Origin of the sequence: Pseudarthrobacter sp. fls2-241-R2A-168, assembly GCF_030209335.1 — a bacterium.
In the GTDB taxonomy this organism is placed as follows: Bacteria; Actinomycetota; Actinomycetes; order Actinomycetales; family Micrococcaceae; genus Arthrobacter.
The window spans coordinates 282342-299972 of sequence record NZ_JARVSG010000004.1; the positions used below are offsets into that span (position 1 = coordinate 282342).

Consider the following 17631-nt stretch of genomic DNA (forward strand, 5'->3'; position numbering starts at 1 on the left):
TCGGTTCTTGGTTCTCAGTGGTCCAGGCCGGTGCTGAGGCTGAGGTCCCGCCACTGGTCCAGTTCCGCGCGCTGAGCGTCGGCTACTGCGGCAAAGGCGCCGAAGGCGTCCTCGCCAAGCACCGCGAGCGACGGCGGGTTGGGGCTCTGAACGATGGCCAGGATTGCTTCGGCGGCCTTGGCCGGGTCGCCCGGCTGGTTTCCGTCCATGGTGTCGTTCTCCTTGCGCCGCTTCCCGGCAGTTTCCGCGTAGTCACCGATGGGCGAGGCGGACTGGGTCAGTGAGCGCCCGGCGAAGTCGGTGCGGAAGGCGCCAGGTTCAATGACGGTGACGTTGATGCCCAGCGGTTCCACCTCCCTGCGGAGCGAGCCGGAGATGCCCTCCAGCGCAGCTTTCGTTGCCGAGTAGTAGCCGGACCCGGCGGGGGTGATGCGGGCTCCGATCGAGGAGATGTTCACAATGGACCCGGACCTGCGCCCGCGCATATCCGGAAGGACCGCTTTGATCATGTCAACAGCGCCGAAAACGTTCGTGTCGAACAATTGCCGCACATCGGCGTCGTCCGCTTCTTCCACGGCGGCCCGGTACCCGTAGCCGGCGTTGTTGACCAGGACGTCCACGCCGCCGAAGCGCTGCTTCGCCTCTTCCACCACCGAGCTGATCCCGGGGCGGTCCGTGACGTCGAGGGGCAGGGCAAGTGCGGTGTCCGGGAAGGCGTCGGCCAGGTCCTGCACGGTGGCAGGGTTCCGGGCTGTGACGACGGCGTTGTGCCCGTGCGCGAGCACCGCTTGGGCCAGTGCCCGGCCGAGTCCTGTGGAGCAGCCGGTAATGAGCCAGGTAGCCATCGGTGGTTCCTCTTCGTTGTGTGGATGGGACTGCGGGCCTGCATCCAGGCCCAACCACTAGGTAACTCCAATTTGCGCGTCCTGGACAGGTACTGCCGGTACACCCTTCACACCGCATGTTGACCTATCACCTTTGGTTCCCAAAGCAGTGGTTTGGGAACCAAAGGTGATAGGTCAACGGATTTACGGGACGGGCTGGTGCTCGGGTAGCTCCCCCTGAAGTTCCGCCAGCGTGGGCGGGTTGGCCCCTGGGCGGCGGACCGTGATGGCGGCGGCTTTCGAGGCGAGGCGGCCCAGCGACTCCAGCACTGACGGGGTGAGCCCGTCGGTTCCGCGCATCAGGAGGCCGTAGATCAGGGCCGCCATATAGGAATCGCCGGCGCCGATGGTGTCGGCGACGGCCGAGCTCACCGGGGGAATGGCCAGCCGCGTTCCTGACACTGCCAGCAGGGATCCGTCTGACCCGAGGGTGACGGCCACGAGTCCGGTGCCGAGTTCAAGGATGCGCTGGGCGGCGTCTTCCACCGGCAGCCCGGGGTAGAGCCACCCTGCGTCCTCGTCGCTGAGTTTGACCACGTCGGTGAGGGGGACCAGGTCCTCGAAAATGCGCTGTGCCTCCGCCTGGCTGCCGAGCAAGGCGGGGCGGACGTTCGGATCGTACGTCACCAGGCATCGCTCGTGTGCTTGTTCCAGGAGGTCCCGTACTGCAGCCGCTCCCGGTGCCAGGAACGTTGCGATGGAGCCTGTGTGGAGGATTTTGGGCAACGCTGCGGGAACGGTGCGTGGCAGCTCCCAGCGGACGTCGAAGTCATAGCTGGCTGAGCCATCGGAGGCGAGCACGGCCGTCGCCGTCGCCGTCCGGCCGCCGCCCCGGGAGCCGGGCAGGAGGTCGACGCCGGCACTCGAGAGGTGCCGCTCGATCGTCTGGCCGTGGGGGTCGTCGCCGAGGGAAGTCAGCAATGCGGTGCCCACACCCAGCCGTCCCAATCCGTAGGCCACGTTCGCAGGTGATCCGCCCGGGTGCTCCACGGTGCCGGCGGGGGAGACGACGATGTCCACCAAGGCTTCGCCGACCACCACCACATCTATGGATTTGGGCTGCTGGGTTGTGGGCATGATGTACCTTTCGTTGTTGGTCAGGAGCCGATGGCGGGTGTGGCCCTGATGGCGTTCACGGCCCTGTCCGCAACAATCTGGGCCTCGCTTCCGGAATCCAGGATGGTATTCCGTGCCGATGCGGGGTCCACCGAGACCGCCGTAACGGCAAGGACTTTCGAAGCCTCGGTGGTCAGCAGGGCGTCCACTTGCGCGGAGAAGCAGGAGTCGCTTGATGTGGCGTGGACGTCCATGGCCACCGCGTGGTTGTTGGAGACGAAGTTTCCGGCCCCCGCAACCAGCCGGATGATTACCGGCGTAGCACCGGCCGGTTGGATGCTCTCTGCATCGATGATGTGGGAAAAGTGGTTGCCGATCACTGAGTTGTTGCTGCCGGTGACGCTGAGGAGCCCGTGAAGGTCATCCAGTCCGTTGCCCACTCCCACGAAGGGTGTCCAGGGTTCATGGTCACGCAGGAAGTGGTTTGTGGCCACGAGATTCTCCGAACTGTCTGCGGCGAGAATCAGCATCCCGGGGTAGAACGAGTGCAGGCGGTTGTTGGTGATGCTTGACCGCGTGACGCCGGAAAGGTGGACGCTGCTCGCCCCGCGGGGGAAGACGTTGTTCGCGGTGATCAGGAGCCCGCCATGGTTTTCAGCGTAGATCGAATGGCCCTTGAAGCCCGCTCCCACCAGGTTGTCGGTGATCTTTGATGCCTGCCCCCACCCGCGCAGCTCGATGCAGCTGCCGCATTCGGCGATGAAGTTGTCGTGCACGGAAAGTGCGTCCGCGTTGTAGATGGTGAGGGCGTTCTCAAGGTAGACGAAGCCCATGCCGTTGACGCGGAATGAGTCATTCTCGTTGGCGACAAAGATGCCGGTCTTGCCGTTGACGTAGGTGTTCTCCGGATGCATGCCTGAGCCATCCGCCTCGAAGTGCAGCCCGTCGATGCAGAAGTTGGAGAACTCCACCGAGCTGATCCGCGGGCTCCCGGTCCGCTCAACGTAGAAGGCGGCTCCCTTGGCTTCCTCCGTGTCTGCGCCCTTGGGAAGGTCGACGATAACGCGGCTGCCGCCCGGCCACAGCTCATGAAGGCCGGGCCATTCGTCCTCGGGAACGTTGAACCGGATGCTCGAGGACGTAAAGCCGTGTCCCGAGCCCTGGATCCGAAGGAAGCTGATGTCGATCACCACCTGGGTTCGGAGGTGGTAGTCGCCGGGCGGAAGGTAGATCACCGCTCCCGGCTTTCCTCCGCTGTTCTCATCGGTGGCGGACTGCCGGTCCTTGATGTCAGCGATGATGCTGTTGATGACTTCACCGACGTCTTTGGATGCATTGCCGACCGGCCACGTGGTCACGTCGTAGTAGTTGCTGCTTGACATGGATTTTTTCCCCTTGGGTTGCGGTTAGGCGAGTGTTGAGACCGCGAGCTTCAGTATTGCCGCTGCGCCTCCCTCAGCCGATAGCCAGTTTTCCTGGCTGCCGGCTGAGGGGAAGACGAGATCAGTCAGGACTACCTTGCCGCCTTGGGCAAAGACCTCCACTGAGCAATGGTCGACGACGATCTGCAGCTTGAGTACGCCGTCCTCAAGGACCAGCGGGGCCGACTCCACGGAAGGAAACTTCTCGTGGAAGCCCGTGTTGCCGGAATGCCTGCGGTCCAGGGCGAGTTGGGCGGTGGCGGCGTTGTAACTGAGCACGGTCCCCGTGCTTCCGTCATCAGTTGCGAAGAGATGGAAGGCCACGTGTCCGGTGCTTCCCGGCAGGATTTCCGCTTCGATGATGTGGGCGCTGCCCGGTACGGACGCTGGCAATCGGAGGTTCGAATCCCGCAGCTCAAAGGCATCCGGGGCCAGTTGGTCCCTGGCAGCAGGAACCTCGTTTCCGGTGCCGGGGCCGGCCAGCAACGGTTGCTGGATCAGGCGGGCTGCACCGTTGACTGCTGTCAGGCGCAGTTCCCGGGCGAGGGTCATTGAGGACCGCCAGGGGGCGGTGGGCAGCTGGTTGGCGTAGTCCCAGTTGTTCATCCAGCCAATGATGATGCGCCGGTCATCCGGGACGTTGCTGAAAGATACTGAGGCGTAGCAGTCACGTCCCCAGTCCAGCCAGAGGCATTCCTGCAAGGCTGCAGCGGCCGCCGTGGCGTCGCCGATGGCCGCCACTCCTGCCGGCGCCACCACGGAACCGGGATCCGGGGTGAAGCGGAGGCCGTCGAAGTCGCCCACAAAGTACTGGCCGCCGGACCCGCCGGCCACCGCGCCGGGGTTGACGTTCACTATCAGGACCCACTTGATGTTGTCTGGGTCGCCGTCCACTGCCAGGGGAAAGAGGTCAGGGCATTCCCATTCGCCTTGGTCGGCGTTGGCCGGGCCGAAGTCGCTGAGGAGCTCCCAGGACTTGAGGTCCTCCGACCGGTAGAAGACCACCGTTTGGTGCTGCGCTTCGACGGCGACCATGACCCAGAACCCCCCATCGCGCCCTTGATAGCGGATCACTTTGGGATCGCGGAAGTGGGCTGAGTTGCGGGTGAGGACTGGGTTTGCGCCGTACTTCTGCCATGTCAACCCCGCGTCTGTGCTGTAGGCCAGGGACTGGGCCTGGGTGCCGCTGTGTTCCGACGCGGCTTTGAAGGCACTGGTGTAGATGGCTACGAGGGCAGGTGCGTCCGCCGTGCCGAAACCGGACGTGTTGCCGTGGTCCACCACAACGCTTCCGGAAAAGATGTCCTCTGTCTCGTCGCAGGCAATGGCCACAGGATGCTCGGTCCAGTGCAGCAAATCGTGGGAAGTGGCGTGGCCCCAGGACATGTTGCCCCAAACGTTGCCGAACGGGTTGTTCTGGAAGAAGAGGTGGTACACGCCGTCGTGGTAGACGAGGCCGTTGGGATCGTTCAGCCAGGTATCCCTTGCCGTGAAGTGGATGGCAGGCCGGTACCCGGCGGTCCCGGCCGGGGCTGTTTCCGGGCGTGCGGCATGAAGGTAACTGGTCATGTCTGGCGTTCCTCTTGCGGAAGTGGGAAGTGGTAAACGGAAGGGGCTGGCTGCCTATTGCCGGGGAGCCGTGATGGAATCGCGGCTCACCAGCGGGCAGCTGAGAATGGTCGGGTGAAGTGTCATGAGGGAAAGGTCGGTCTTGCCTTCAACGGCGTCAATCAGGTGCTCGGTGGCCCAGGCACCCATCTCGTAGTGCGGGAGGGCAACGGTAGTGAGGCCCGGGTGGAGGTTGGCGGCGATCAGTTCCTGGTCATCGAAGCCCACCACCGAGAGATCGCCGGGGATGGAGAGACCCAGTTCCGCAGCCGCGCGGTAGGCGCCCATGGCCATCCGGTCGTTGTAGCAGAACAATGCCGTAGGCCGGTCATCCCGGGACAGCATCCGGCGGGCCGCCGCATAGCCGCCGTGCACCTCGGACACCTCCGACTCCACAGGTGCCGAGTCGCCGTCGAGCCCTGCTTCCTTCAGCGTGGCCCGGAAGGCATGGAGCCGCTGGCGGGTCGCGGGGACATCGTCGGTGTTGTTGAGGAAGCCGATCCGCCGGTGCCCGGCCGCGAGCAATGCTTCCACGGCGGTGCGGGCACCGCCTTCCTCATCCGGGATGACGGCGGTGATGTTTCCGCCGGCGGCCACCGAGTCCACCAGGACGGAGGGAACGCTGCCGAGATTGGCCGGCAGCTCCACGATGCGGTGGTACATGGTGGCGTAGAGGATGCCGTCAACCCGGCGTTCCAGGAGGGCCTCCACATCGTCCCGCCGGGATTCGAGGCTGGCTGAGCCGGAGGTGTTGATGATCATGAGGTTGTATCCGCGTGCTTTGGCAGCCTCCTCGGCGCCCAGGATGATCCGGCCGGCGTGGGGGGTGGTGGCAATGTCTTCGCTCACCAGGCCCAGCATGCCTGTCCTCTGGGTGCGGAGAGCCTGGGCCAGGCGGTTTGGGCCGTACCCCAGTTGTTCCGCGGCGGACCGGACCTTGTCCCTGGTTTCGGGGCTGATCCGGGCATAGGCCACTTCATTGAGGACGTGGGAGACCGTTGTCACGGACACGCCGGCGGCGGTGGCCACGTCCTTGATCCCGATGTTCTTGTTGCTCATCTGTCTCCCACGTCCTTATGGTCGGTGATGCCCCTGGGCGTCATCAGTAGGCTACTGGTTATTGGTGGTCTAGCCCTTGACCGCGCCGAGCGTCATGCCTGCGACGATCTTGCGCTGCAAAAGCAGGGTCAGCAGGATGACCGGGATGGAGTACACAGCGGCCAGGGCTGTCATGGACCCCCAGTCCAGTCCGAACTGGGTCTGGAAGTTCGCAATCACCACCGGCGTTGTCTGGGAGCGGATCGCCGTCATCAGCAGTGCGAACAGGAACTCGTTCCAGGAGGCCAGGAAGGCAAAGATCGCGGTGACGGCGATGCCGCCGGACACCACCGGGATCACCACCCGCCACAGGGCACCGAGCCTGCTGCAACCGTCCACGGTGGCCGCCTCCTCCAGGTCCTTGGGCACCGCTTCGAAGAAGCTGGACATCAGCCAGATGGAGAGCGGCAGCGAGATGGTGGTGTGGGCGATGGACAGTGCGATGGGCGTATCGGCCAGGCCCATGGACGCCATCATCGAGGCCAGCGGTATGCCGATGGCCACCGGCGGCACCATGCGGGTAACCAGTGCGGCCATGATGAAGATCCGGCCGCTGAGGGTCTGGTACCTGGTGATGCCGTACGCCGCGGGTACCGCCAGCACCAGTGACAGCAGGGTGCTGATGATGGCCGTCTGGATGCTGTTGATGAAGGAAGCCAGCACACCGCTGCGGCCCAGGGCGTTGGCGTAGTTCTCCAGCGTCCATTCCTTCGGCAGGATGGTGGGCGGCACCGCGATGGTATCGATGGGGGTTTTGAAGGATGTGAAGAGCAGGTACAGGAACGGGAATCCGTAGAGCACCATGGCAGCTGCCAGAAGCACCCAGAGCAGGGTCCTGGTGCTCCGGCGGCCTGCTTCCAGGCCTTCACGGTTGACGCCCCGGCGCTTGCGTCCGCTGCCGCTTCCGGTGGTTGGCGCGGAAGGTCCCGCAACCGCTGCAGGTGACTTCCCGGCGTCGTTCTTAATTCGCTCGGCGACGCGCATCAGCTGTCCTTTCCTGGCCGCCAGATGGTGGACACCGCAACAAACGCGACGGCGAGCATGGCCAGCAGGTAGAGGGTGCCCATGGCGCTGGCCAGTCCGGGATCGCCGAAGCGGATCATGGTCCGGTAGATCAGCAGGCTCATGGTTTCGGAGGCGGACTGCGGGCCGCCGTTGGTCTGGATGAGGATGGTGTCGAAGGCCCGGGCCGCATCAATGCCGCGGACCACCAGCGCGACGGCGATGACCGGGCGCAGGAGGGGCAGGATGATGCGGAACAGCAGGGCCGGTGCGCGGGCACCGTCGAGGCGGGCCGCCTCGATCAGGTCACCCGGGATGTTCTGCAGGCCGGCGAAGAGCACCAGGCACATAAAGGACGTGGTCAGCCAGATATCCGGAATGGCCACGGAGTAGAGCACGATGCCCGGGTCCGAGAGCCAGCCGATCTGGTTGGGGTTGGACAGGATGCCGGCCTGGTGCAGGAGGGTTCCGATGAGGCCGAAGTTATCGATCATCAGGAACTTCCAGAGGAGGCCTGCCACGATGGGGGCGATCATCAGCGGGTACATGAACACTGTCCGCCAGATTTGGGAGCTGCGCCCAAGGGTGGTGAACAGCAGGGCCATGCCCAGGCCGAGGGCGAATTCGAGGGTGACCACGATGACGGTGTAGCCCAGGGTCCGCCAGCCCGCGCCGGTGAAGGCTTCGGAGGCGAAGGCCCGGAAGTAGTTGTCCAGGCCCACGAAGTCGCGGGGACCGCCGGCAATCGGTGAGATCTTGAAGAAGCTGTCCGCAACGAGGCGGAACAGCGGGAACGCGACAAACACTGCCAGGAACAGCGCCGCTGGTGTCATCAGGAACAATGCGAAGCGGCGATCGGAAATACGCACGGTTTTCTCTTCCGCTGGTTGGGGGCCGCTGCCGGCACCGGCTACCCAGGTGCCGGCCGCGGGGGTCTTACTTGACGAGGTCCTCGATCTGCTTCTTGGCATCTGCGAGGAGGGTGGCGGAGTCACCGCCGGCCACGGCTTTCTGCAGCATCGGAACCAGCACGGTGTCCACGATCTGCTGCCACTTTTCGGTGGCCGGGCGCGTGGCCGTGGCCTTGCCGTTGAGGGTTTCGATCAGCGGACCAAAGCTCTCGTAGCCTGATTTGTCCTGGTACTTCTCGAACGCTGAGATGCGGGACGCCAGGCCGAGGCTGGACTCGATGCCCATGCTGTTGTTGTCATAGGCGCACTTGATGAACTTCTTGGCGGCGTCCGTGTTCTTGGTGGCCTTGGGGACAGTCAGGTACCAGGGCCCCGGGACTCCGCCAATGCCGGCGGACCCGGCGATCATCGGAGCCGTGCCCACCTTGCCGGCCACCGGTGAATCCTTGGGGATCTGCCGGTAGGCATGGGCCCAGAAGCGGGTCATTGCGGTCTTGCCCTGGTTGAACAGGTTCTGCGCGGCGGCCCAGTCCACCTGGGCGGCGCCGGACGGGGCGGACTTGACCAGGCTGACGTAGAAGTCCAGGGCTTCCTTGTGGGCGGCGTTGTCGATGACCACCTTGTCCCCGTCCAGGACCATGGGGGAGCCTGCCTGCAGGACGTGGGCGAGCCATTCGGTTTCCACGCCGCCCTTGACGTCGGTGCCGTACATACCGTCCTTGGTGAAGAATTCGGCGATGTCCTGGTACTGCTTCCAGGTGGTGGGGGCGGCGAGCTCATAGCCGTACTTGGCCTGGAAATCCGCCTTGTTCTTGGCGTCCTCGAAGAGGTCCTTGCGGTACAGGATGATCTCGGCGTTGGTCCAGGCAGGCAGGCCGATGAAGTGCCCGTCCACATTCGCTTCCTTGACCAGGGCCGGGAAGATGTCCTTCTTGGCTTCATCGGTGAAGATCTCGTCGATGGGCTGGACGGCGTCCTTGAAGCTGGGCAGCCAGACCGAGTCCAGGGCTGCGACGTCGAAGGAGACATTGCCGGAGGAGAACTCGCTGGAGAGGCGGTTGAACATGCCGTCGTAGGGCAGTTCGACGAAGTTGACGTTGACTCCGGCGTCCTTTTTGCACTGTTCGGCGACGCCGGTCAGTTCGGCGTGGCCGCCTGCCTCCACCAGGACGTTGACGGTGCTGGTGCCGGCGCTACCCGTGGTGGACGGGCCCCCCGCGCCGCACCCGGTGGCTGCCAGTGCCACGGCGGTGCAGATGCCGCCGATGGTGACGAACCTGTTGATGGTCTTTCGAGTGGACATCGCTGTCGACTCACTTTCTCTCGAACGGAAATGGCGAGACAATGCTTGGGGTGAAAAATCGTTTTGCTAAAACGACTTGGCAACACCATAAGACGCGCTGCGCGGACGTGTCAAGAGTCACCTTCGTCTCGGAAAAATCGTTTTTTCAAACACGATCGCACGAAGGGTCTAAAACCCACCTCCTCAAGGAGGAGTAACCTGCCGGTTCGATTGACTTTCGATAGATAGTAACTGAAACTCGATGCATGAAGATCAATCGCGTGGCTGTCACCGCCCTTCGGATCGTCCTTGTGGGCGCGTTCCTCCTCCTGGTCCTGTTCCAGGTCATGTCCCTGCCGGGCCAGTTCGCCCACATGGCAGCTGAAAACCCGGAGCGGGCGTACCTCCAGTGGCCGCTCACCATCTTCGGAGTCCTCGAGGTGGCGTGCGTGCAGGTGGTGGTCGTCAGCACCTGGAAGCTGCTGACCATGGTCAAGCAGGACCGGATCTTCAGCAGGCGGGCTTTTGTGTGGGTGGACGCAATCATGTGGGCCATCGCGGCAGCCTGGACCATGCTGGCCGTGTTCTCGGCCATCGTGGTCCTCAACGCCGATGACCCGGGCGTGCCGCTCCTGCTGATCCTGATGCTGGCGGCCGGTGCCGCCGTCGGCCTGGTGGTGGTGGTGCTGCGCGCCCTGCTCCGGCAGGCCGCGGACCTCCGCTCCGACATGGAAGCGGTGATCTGATGCCCATCGTGGTGCGCATCGACGTCGAACTGGCCAGGCAGAAGATGAGCGTGGGGGAGTTCGCCGAGCGCGTGGGCCTGACGCCCGCCAACGTGGCGGTGCTCAAAAACGGACGCGCGAAGGCCGTCCGCTTCAGCACGCTGGAGGCCATGTGCCGCGTCCTGAACTGCCAACCGGGCGACCTGCTGGAGTTCGTGGAGGACTGACGGACGTCCGGCTACGGCAGGCGTTAAGAAAGCGTTAAGATCCCCGGAATTCCGGGCGGGAGGCGCGAGGCCCGGTGCTAGGCTCCGTTAGTTATCAGCACAGCGTCGCGCCTGGAACCGGGGAACTTGCGCCCGTAACGGGCACCAAAGAAAGACACGTCCTTGACGGCTTCCGCCCGGTCTTCCCTTCCCGCCATCGTTCCCAACCCGGAGCTTGAAACCGAACCGCGGAGCGCATTAGCCAAGTGGCTGCTGGAACACCGGGTCAGCCAGCCCGTCGGCCCCGAGGCCAATGAAGCCCACGCCGCACAGCAGAGCTGGTGGAAGGTCATGTGCCTCACCGGCGTGGACTACTTCTCCACCCTGTCCTACCTGCCGGGCATCGCAGCGCTCGCCGCCGGCGCCCTTTCGCCGCTGGCCACCATGCTCATCGTGGCCCTGACGCTCCTGGGCATGCTCCCCATGTACCGGCGGGTGGCCAAGGAAAGCCCGCACGGGCAGGGATCGGTGGCCATGCTCGAACGGCTCCTGCCCTTCTGGCGCGGCAAAGTTTTTGTGCTGGTCCTGCTGGGCTTCGTTGCCACCTCGTGGATCATCACCATCACCCTCTCGGCGGCCGACGCCACCGTGCACCTGCTCGAGAACCCGTACCTGCCGCCCTTCCTGGAAGGCCAGGCGGTAGGCATTACCGTCTTCTTCCTCCTGGTGCTCGGCGCCGTTTTCCTGATGGGCTTTTCCGAAGCCGTCGCCGTCGCAATTCCATTGGTGGCCGTGTTCCTGGTGATGAACGCGATCATCATCGGGGCCGGCATTACCGAGGTTCTCGCAACTCCGGGCGCGCTTGGAACGTGGACCGACGCCCTGGCCTCCTCCGGCGGCGGACCGGGCGGAATCGTGGGTCCGGCCCTGATGGCCTTCCCGCTGCTGGTCCTGGGACTCTCCGGATTCGAGACCGGCGTCAGCATGATGCCCCTGGTGTCCTCCAAAGGCGCCACCCCTGAGGAAAAGCTGGCCAGCCGGGTGCGCAACACGCGCAGGCTGCTCACGACGGCGGCACTCATCATGAGCGTCTACCTGCTGGGAAGCAGCTTCGTCACCACCGTCCTGATCCCGGCCGAGGAGTTCCAGGCCGGGGGACAGGCCAACGGCCGCGCCCTGGCGTACCTGGCCCACGAGCATCTCGGCAACGGATTCGGGTCCGTCTATGACGTGAGCAGCATCCTCATCCTGTGGTTCGCCGGCGCCTCCGCGATGGCCGGCCTGATCAACATCGTCCCCCGCTACCTGCCCTCCTACGGCATGGCCCCGGACTGGTCCCGCGCCGTCCGTCCCGTGGTGCTCGTCTACACCGCCATCAGCATCCTGATCACCATCGGCTTCAATGCCGACGTGAACGCCCAGGCCGGCGCCTACGCCACCGGCATCCTGGCCATGATGGTCTCCGGCGCCATCGCCGTCACCATCTCCGCCATCCGCCGCAAACAGCGGGCCGCCGCCGTAGGCTTCACCCTGCTCACCCTGGTGATGCTCTACGCACTGGCGGCCAACGTCATTGAAAAACCGGACGGCCTGGCCATCTCCGGGTTCTTCATCCTGGGCATTGTGGCCGTCTCCCTTGTCTCCCGCATCAGCCGCACCACCGAGCTGCGGGTGGACAGGATCGAGTTCGACGACGATGCGCGCCGGTTCATCAGCGACACCCTGGATTACGACGGCCGGATCAACCTCATTGCCAACCGGCCGCAGGGGCGTGACGCCGCTGAGTACGCGGACAAGGAAGCAGTGCAGCGGGAGAACAACCCCGTGCCCGGGACGGCCGATGTCATATTCCTGGAAATCGACATCACGGATCCGTCCGAGTTCAGCGACACGTTGCAGGTCCACGGGGTTGAAGTGGCCGGCCACCGGGTCCTGCGCGCCCAGAGCCCTGCCGCCCCCAACGCTATCGCAGCCATCCTCCTGGCCCTGCGCGACGGCACGGGCGTCAAGCCGCACGCCTACTTTGAATGGTCTGAAGGGAACCCCTTGGCCCACCTCATGCGTTACCTGCTCCTGGGCCGCGGCGACACTGCGCCGGTGGTCCGGGAAATCATCCGCGAGAACGAACCGGACCCGGCCCGGCGGCCGGGCATCCACGTGGGATGAGCCTGCGAAGGAGCCTCCCGCCGTCGGAACCTGCCAAACCGGGTCCCGACCCCGCCAGCGTGGCCGCCGTCCAAAAGATGCTGCGGGACGCCAAAAACGAAAGAGAGGGCCGGAAGGCAAACGTCGTTCGCAGGATCATGACCCACCCGGTCAGGGCTGTTCCCGTTGCCTTCCTGATGGTCATCCTCATCGGCGCGGCGCTGCTGATGCTTCCGGCCTCACGAACCGATCCCGACGCTGATGCGTTTATGGACTCCCTGTTCACCTCGGTATCGGCCGTGTGTGTCACGGGCCTGGTCACCGTGGATACGGCAACATTCTGGACCCCGTTCGGGCACGTGGTCATCCTGGCGCTCATCCAGGTGGGCGGCTTTGGCATCATGACGCTGGCCACCCTCCTGGCGCTGCTGGTCCGCAAGAGCATCGGCCTGCGCGGCCAGCTCGTGGCCCAGACGGAAACCCACACCCTGAACCTTGGCGACGTCCGGGCAGTGCTGCTGCGGGTAGCGAAAATCATGTTGACCTTCGAGGCCGCAACGGCCGCGATCCTCACAGCGCGGTTCTGGATCGCGTACGACCAGAACCCCGGAACTGCCCTCTGGCACGGGATCTTCCACGCCATCTCCGCCTTCAATAATGCGGGATTCTCGGTCTACAGCAACAACCTCATCGGCTTCGCCGAGGACCCGTGGATCATCACCCCCATCTGCCTGGCCATCATTGCCGGGGGGCTGGGGTTCCCGGTGATCATCCAGCTCACCCGCGGCGAGACCAAACCCCGGAACTGGACTGTCCACCTGCGCCTGACCATCTATGGAACGCTGTTCCTCCTGATCGCCGGCATGGCGCTGTTCGCGGCGTTTGAGTGGAACCGGAACGAAACCCTCGGTCCGCTCTCCCTCACCGGCAAGATCCTCGGTTCCTTCGCCGGCAGCGTCTTTCCCCGTACTGCCGGCTTCAACAGCATCGACTACGGCGCCGCAGCCCCGGAAACGCTGATGGTCACCAACATCCTGATGTTCATCGGCGGCGGCAGCGCCGGCACTGCCGGCGGTATCAAGGTCACCACCTTCCTGGTGCTGGGCTTCGCCATCTGGAACGAGGTACGGGGCCGCGACCAGGTGACCATCGCGCACCGGTCCGTCAGTTCCTCCTCCCAGCGCCAGGCCCTGTCCGTGGCACTGCTGGGGGTCGCCGCCGTGGTGATCGGAACCATGCTGCTGCTCATCTTCACCGACTACAGCCTGGAGAAGGTGCTGTTCGAGTCCATTTCGGCGTTCGGCACCGTGGGCATGAGTACCGGCATCACGTACAACCTTCCCCCGTCCGCGGAGTGGGTGCTGATGGCGCTGATGTTCACGGGACGCATCGGCACGGTGACGGTAGCGTCCGCCCTGGCCCTCTCGTCACGGCCGCGCCTGTACCGTCTCCCGGAGGAGCGCCCCATCATCGGGTAAGGAAAGATTCCATCAAGCCGGGCCCCGCCCTAGGATTCGCCGGCGTGCCGCGGCTAATATCTGAGGCAACACGAAGCAACCTTGCTTATTACCCCTTGGAAGCCGGTGCGGCATGGTCGAAACAGTCACCTCAGCAGTTTCCCCCGTTATCCGGCGGAACAACGTCACCATATCCGGGCAGGCCGACGCGCCGGTGATGATGTTTGCGCACGGCTACGGTTGCGACCAGGACATGTGGCGCCGGCTCCTGCCCTACTTCGCCGACACGTACCGGCTGGTGCTCTTTGACAACGTGGGCGCGGGCCGCTCTGACGTGGACGCCTACGACCGCGACAAGTACGCGTCGCTGGACGGTTACGCGGCGGACCTCCTGGAAATCTGCGATGCCCTGGAGCTGGAAGACGTCATCCTGGTGGCGCACAGCGTCAGCGCGATGGTTGCGGTGATCGCTGCCGCGCGGGAACCGCAGCGGTTCTCCCGGCTCGTCCTGGTGGCACCTTCCCCGCGCTACATCAACGACTTAGCCGATGGTTACGTGGGCGGGTTCTCGCAGGAGGACATTGAAGGCCTGCTCGCTTCGCTGGACAGCAACTACTTCGCCTGGGCTGAGGCGCTGGCACCGATGGCCATGGGCCACCCGGAGGCGCCGGAGCTCTCGGAAGAACTCCGGAGCAGTTTCTGCCGGACCAATCCTTCCATCGCCCGGCATTTCGCGCGGGTCACCTTCCTCTCGGACACCAGGCCCATGCTGGAACAGGTGGGGACTGACAGCCTGATCCTCCAATGCTCCGATGACCTGCTTGCGCCGCCGGAGGTGGGTTCCTATGTACACGGGCATCTGGAACGAAGCACGCTGGTGCAGCTGCAGGCCACCGGCCACTGCCCGCACGTCAGTGCACCCGAAGATACCGCCCGGGCCATCCTGGACTATCTATCGGCCAGTACGTGACAGGTTCCGACGAGCCGGACCGGGCCGATTTTGAAGCGCTGTTCCAACAGGCGCCATGTGGATATCTGATCACCGACGACGCCGGACGCATTACCGCAGTCAACGACACCTTTGTGCGCTGGTCGGGTTACTCCCGCAGCAAGCTGACCGGATCCAAGCTGCAGTCGCTGATGCCCGTGGGAGACCAGATCCTCTATTCCACCCACTGCATCCCGCAGCTGGGCATCAACGGCGCTGTCTCCGAAATAGCCGTTGAAATCATCGACGCCGACGGCGGGCGCCGCGCAGCGCTGCTCTCCGCGTCACGGTCTACGGGCTCCGGAGGGCAGCCGGCCATGGTCCGCGTGATCGTCTTCAGCGCCCATGAGCGCCGGACGTATGAAAAGGAACTGGTATCGGCAGTGCGGGCTGCCGAGGAATCCGAAGCCCGCCGGGCGGAGGCTGAAAAGGAACTGCAGCGGCTCGCCCTGCATGACGCCCTGACCGGCCTGCCCAACAGGGCCGGACTGAAGGCGAAGCTGGACGCGGTTTCGGGAAATGGCGCTAAGGGCGGCGGCCGGCTGGCCGTCCTGTTCATCGACCTCGACCACTTCAAGGCCGTCAATGACAGCCTGGGCCATTCGGCGGGGGATGAGCTGTTGGTCTCCGTTGCGGAGCGCCTGGCAAAAGCAGCTCCGGATGCAGGTGCCGTGGCCCGGCTTTCCGGGGACGAGTTCGTGGTGGTGGGCCCCTTCACCGGCCCCGGCGAAGCCACTGCCCTCGCGGCAGAACTGCTGGAGATCCTCAAGACGCCGATTCGGATCGAAGACCTGGAAATAGTCACCTCCGCCAGCATTGGAGTAGCTGCCGCGGAGGGGGAGGGGGAAGGCCTTGAAGAGCTGATTCGCCGCGCGGACATCGCGATGTACCGGGCCAAGGAACTGGGGCGCAGCCGCTGGGAACTGCATGAGCCCGCGGCGTCTGATCCCACCGTGGACCGGCTCCGCGCGCTGGGCGAACTCCGCCGGGGAATCAACGAGGGTGCACTCCGCGTCCACTACCAGCCGCGCGTGGACCTGCGCACCGGGCGGACCATTGGAGTGGAGGCGCTGGTCCGGTGGCAACACCCGACCCGCGGACTGCTGCCGCCGTCGGAATTCATCACCATGGCTGAAGAATCCGGGCTGGTGCGCCCGCTGGGAGCCTGGGTCCTGGGCGAAACCCTCAGGCAGGCGGACAGCTGGCGCCGGGAAGGCCGCCGCGGCGCGGGCCTTGAATTCGCCGTCAACCTGTCCGCCCGGCAGCTCACCGACCCGGAGCTGGTGACGATGGTGGAAGGCGCACTGCAGCTGCGGGACATTGATCCGTCACACCTGCTGCTGGAAATCACCGAAACGGCCCTGATGGCGGACCCTGACGCTGCACTCGAGTCGCTGACAGCCCTGAGGAATCTCGGTGTCAACCTCGCCGTGGACGATTTTGGTACGGGCTACTCAAGTCTGACGTACCTGAAGAAGTTCCCCATCGACGAGCTGAAGATCGACAGGTCCTTTATCAACGGGCTTGGTTCGGACTCTGGAGACTCGGCGATCGTGGGCAGCTGCATTGACCTGGCCCATGCAGTGGGTATCCGGGCGGTTGCCGAAGGCGTGGAGACGTCAGGGCAGGTCCAGACGCTGAGGGCGATGGGCTGCGACCTTGCACAGGGCTACCACTTTGCCCGCCCGCTGCCTGCCCCGGCCCTGAAGGAGTGGCTGGACGCCCACGGTGACGGCGAACCCGCCATCGCATAAAAGGTTTCCACCGGACTGGGAGTGCGGCTACCCGTCTATTCGGATACGGCTGCACTTCCAGTCGGTGGAAAGTCTAAGGAGAGAAGAAAGTGTGCGGCCGGCACCACTGGCCCGATCAGGGGGCGCTGCGGGTGCCTTGGCCATAATCTTTATGCGGCGAGCAGTTCCGGCCGCGAGGTGGTATGTTGCCGTCGCGGTGCCAGGACACTGATATCGCACGGCTTCTGGTACGGATCAATAAGTGCCGGCAGGTGATGGGTCTGGGAGCACGCCTGCAGCTGCTCCAGTGCCTCGTCATCCACCACGGCATGAGAGACATCCAACTCCAGGTACAAACCCTGTTTGATGGAATTGGCGCGCTTGGCCACAACATAAAGCGCATTCACGCTGTGCACGGTGATGTGCCCCTTTGCAATCACCAGTGCTTTCGCGTGGTCGAGATCTACACGGACAACGATGTTGAGCTTGGAGTTCAAAATGTAAAGCCTTCCCCGGCATTGGCTGCGACGCTGCAGCTTCTTGCATTGGCCTGTTTCTCAAGCCTCAATCAGAGTAGGGGGTGAATGTGATCCACGCAACAGTTACGTATTTATTACACCGAATGTAGATGCTGATGTTGTGACGCCAGGGGCGGCAAAAACAAGCACGCTCGCCTCTTCCTGAACAGCAGCCGGCGGCACCCGTGCCGCCGGCCGACGTCGTACTTTCCCGCCAAATGCTTCCGAGCAGAAGGTCAGACCACCTCCGGAAGCCTTCCCGTTATTACTGACACCGGTGCCGATGACCAGCGCTCGCGCTCCGGCTCGTAGGAAATCACCACCGCGGCGTCGATTTCCCGCGCTTCGTCCATGGCGAGCAGCAGGGCGTCTTCAACGTGCCGGGCGTATTCGAGCCGCTCGGCCAGGCCGCCCTGCAGGTCGCTGTCATCAATCAGGACATGGCCTTTGCCGTCCACGATGACCTTCAGCGAAAAACCCTGGTCCTCATGAAGGGACCCGCGGGTGGATGAAATTTCGGTGACATAGTCTGCCCGGACCAACCCGTTGCCGAGCGTACGGATCCACACTTCACCCATGAAATGAACCTCCCCTTTG

At 64.4% G+C, this 17631-nt stretch carries 16 protein-coding genes; 6 read left to right on the plus strand and 10 right to left on the minus strand.

Features of this window, described 5'->3' with window-relative positions; genetic code table 11:
* Positions 1-14: 14 nt before the first annotated feature.
* From QRN11_RS03245 to QRN11_RS03280, 8 genes are all read right to left on the minus strand, one after another.
* Entirely contained in the window at positions 15-845 is an 831-nt protein-coding gene (locus QRN11_RS03245; protein ID WP_285249864.1) for an oxidoreductase, read from the minus strand.
* Positions 846-1028: 183 nt separating this feature from the next.
* Positions 1029-1961 carry a carbohydrate kinase family protein gene (locus tag QRN11_RS03250; protein ID WP_285249865.1) on the minus strand — a complete coding sequence of 311 codons (933 nt, stop codon included), beginning with the start codon at positions 1959-1961 and terminating at the stop codon, positions 1029-1031.
* 20 nt (positions 1962-1981) lie between these two features.
* Entirely contained in the window at positions 1982-3322 is a 1341-nt protein-coding gene (locus QRN11_RS03255) for a NosD domain-containing protein (RefSeq protein WP_285249866.1), read from the minus strand.
* 24 nt (positions 3323-3346) lie between these two features.
* Complete coding sequence (locus tag QRN11_RS03260) at positions 3347-4930, minus strand: glycoside hydrolase family 32 protein (RefSeq protein ID WP_285249867.1); 1584 nt, start codon at positions 4928-4930, stop codon at positions 3347-3349.
* 54 nt (positions 4931-4984) lie between these two features.
* Entirely contained in the window at positions 4985-6028 is a 1044-nt protein-coding gene (locus QRN11_RS03265; protein ID WP_285249868.1) for a LacI family DNA-binding transcriptional regulator, read from the minus strand.
* A gap of 69 nt (positions 6029-6097) precedes the next feature.
* Positions 6098-7051 carry a carbohydrate ABC transporter permease gene (locus QRN11_RS03270; RefSeq protein ID WP_285249869.1) on the minus strand — a complete coding sequence of 318 codons (954 nt, stop codon included), beginning with the start codon at positions 7049-7051 and terminating at the stop codon, positions 6098-6100.
* Positions 7051-7938, minus strand: a complete 888-nt coding sequence (locus QRN11_RS03275; protein ID WP_285249870.1) for a carbohydrate ABC transporter permease — start codon at positions 7936-7938, stop codon at positions 7051-7053. The genes QRN11_RS03270 and QRN11_RS03275 overlap by 1 nt, the downstream gene beginning before the upstream one ends.
* Positions 7939-8005: 67 nt before the next feature.
* A complete protein-coding gene (locus QRN11_RS03280) occupies positions 8006-9283 on the minus strand; it encodes an ABC transporter substrate-binding protein (protein WP_285249871.1) in 1278 nt (425 codons plus the stop codon).
* Between the two features lie 245 nt (positions 9284-9528).
* On the opposite strand from QRN11_RS03280, the gene QRN11_RS03285 reads away from it, so the two are divergent.
* The 6 genes from QRN11_RS03285 to QRN11_RS03310 all read left to right on the plus strand — a co-directional run bounded on the left by QRN11_RS03285 (position 9529) and on the right by QRN11_RS03310 (position 16537).
* Positions 9529-10008, plus strand: coding sequence for a DUF2975 domain-containing protein (locus tag QRN11_RS03285; protein ID WP_285249872.1), 480 nt, complete (start codon positions 9529-9531; stop codon positions 10006-10008).
* Positions 10008-10214 (plus strand): helix-turn-helix domain-containing protein, encoded by a 207-nt coding sequence (locus QRN11_RS03290; RefSeq protein WP_091416340.1) that lies wholly within the window; start codon positions 10008-10010, stop codon positions 10212-10214. Before QRN11_RS03285 ends, QRN11_RS03290 begins: the two co-directional genes overlap by 1 nt.
* 162 nt (positions 10215-10376) lie before the next feature.
* A complete protein-coding gene (locus tag QRN11_RS03295) occupies positions 10377-12359 on the plus strand; it encodes an APC family permease (protein ID WP_091416338.1) in 1983 nt (660 codons plus the stop codon).
* Positions 12356-13816, plus strand: coding sequence for a TrkH family potassium uptake protein (locus QRN11_RS03300; protein ID WP_350223962.1), 1461 nt, complete (start codon positions 12356-12358; stop codon positions 13814-13816). The genes QRN11_RS03295 and QRN11_RS03300 overlap by 4 nt, the downstream gene beginning before the upstream one ends.
* Positions 13817-13928: 112 nt before the next feature.
* Entirely contained in the window at positions 13929-14765 is an 837-nt protein-coding gene (locus QRN11_RS03305; protein ID WP_285249873.1) for an alpha/beta fold hydrolase, read from the plus strand.
* Positions 14762-16537 carry an EAL domain-containing protein gene (locus tag QRN11_RS03310; RefSeq protein WP_285249874.1) on the plus strand — a complete coding sequence of 592 codons (1776 nt, stop codon included), beginning with the start codon at positions 14762-14764 and terminating at the stop codon, positions 16535-16537. Before QRN11_RS03305 ends, QRN11_RS03310 begins: the two co-directional genes overlap by 4 nt.
* A 149-nt stretch (positions 16538-16686) precedes the next feature.
* Here QRN11_RS03310 and QRN11_RS03315 read toward each other — a convergent pair whose 3' ends face one another.
* Positions 16687-17013 carry a hypothetical protein gene (locus tag QRN11_RS03315; protein WP_285249875.1) on the minus strand — a complete coding sequence of 109 codons (327 nt, stop codon included), beginning with the start codon at positions 17011-17013 and terminating at the stop codon, positions 16687-16689.
* Positions 17014-17270: 257 nt separating this feature from the next.
* Positions 17271-17612: a hypothetical protein gene (locus QRN11_RS03320; protein ID WP_091416326.1), complete on the minus strand. Its 342-nt coding sequence runs from the start codon at positions 17610-17612 to the stop codon at positions 17271-17273.
* Positions 17613-17631: the final 19 nt, after the last annotated feature.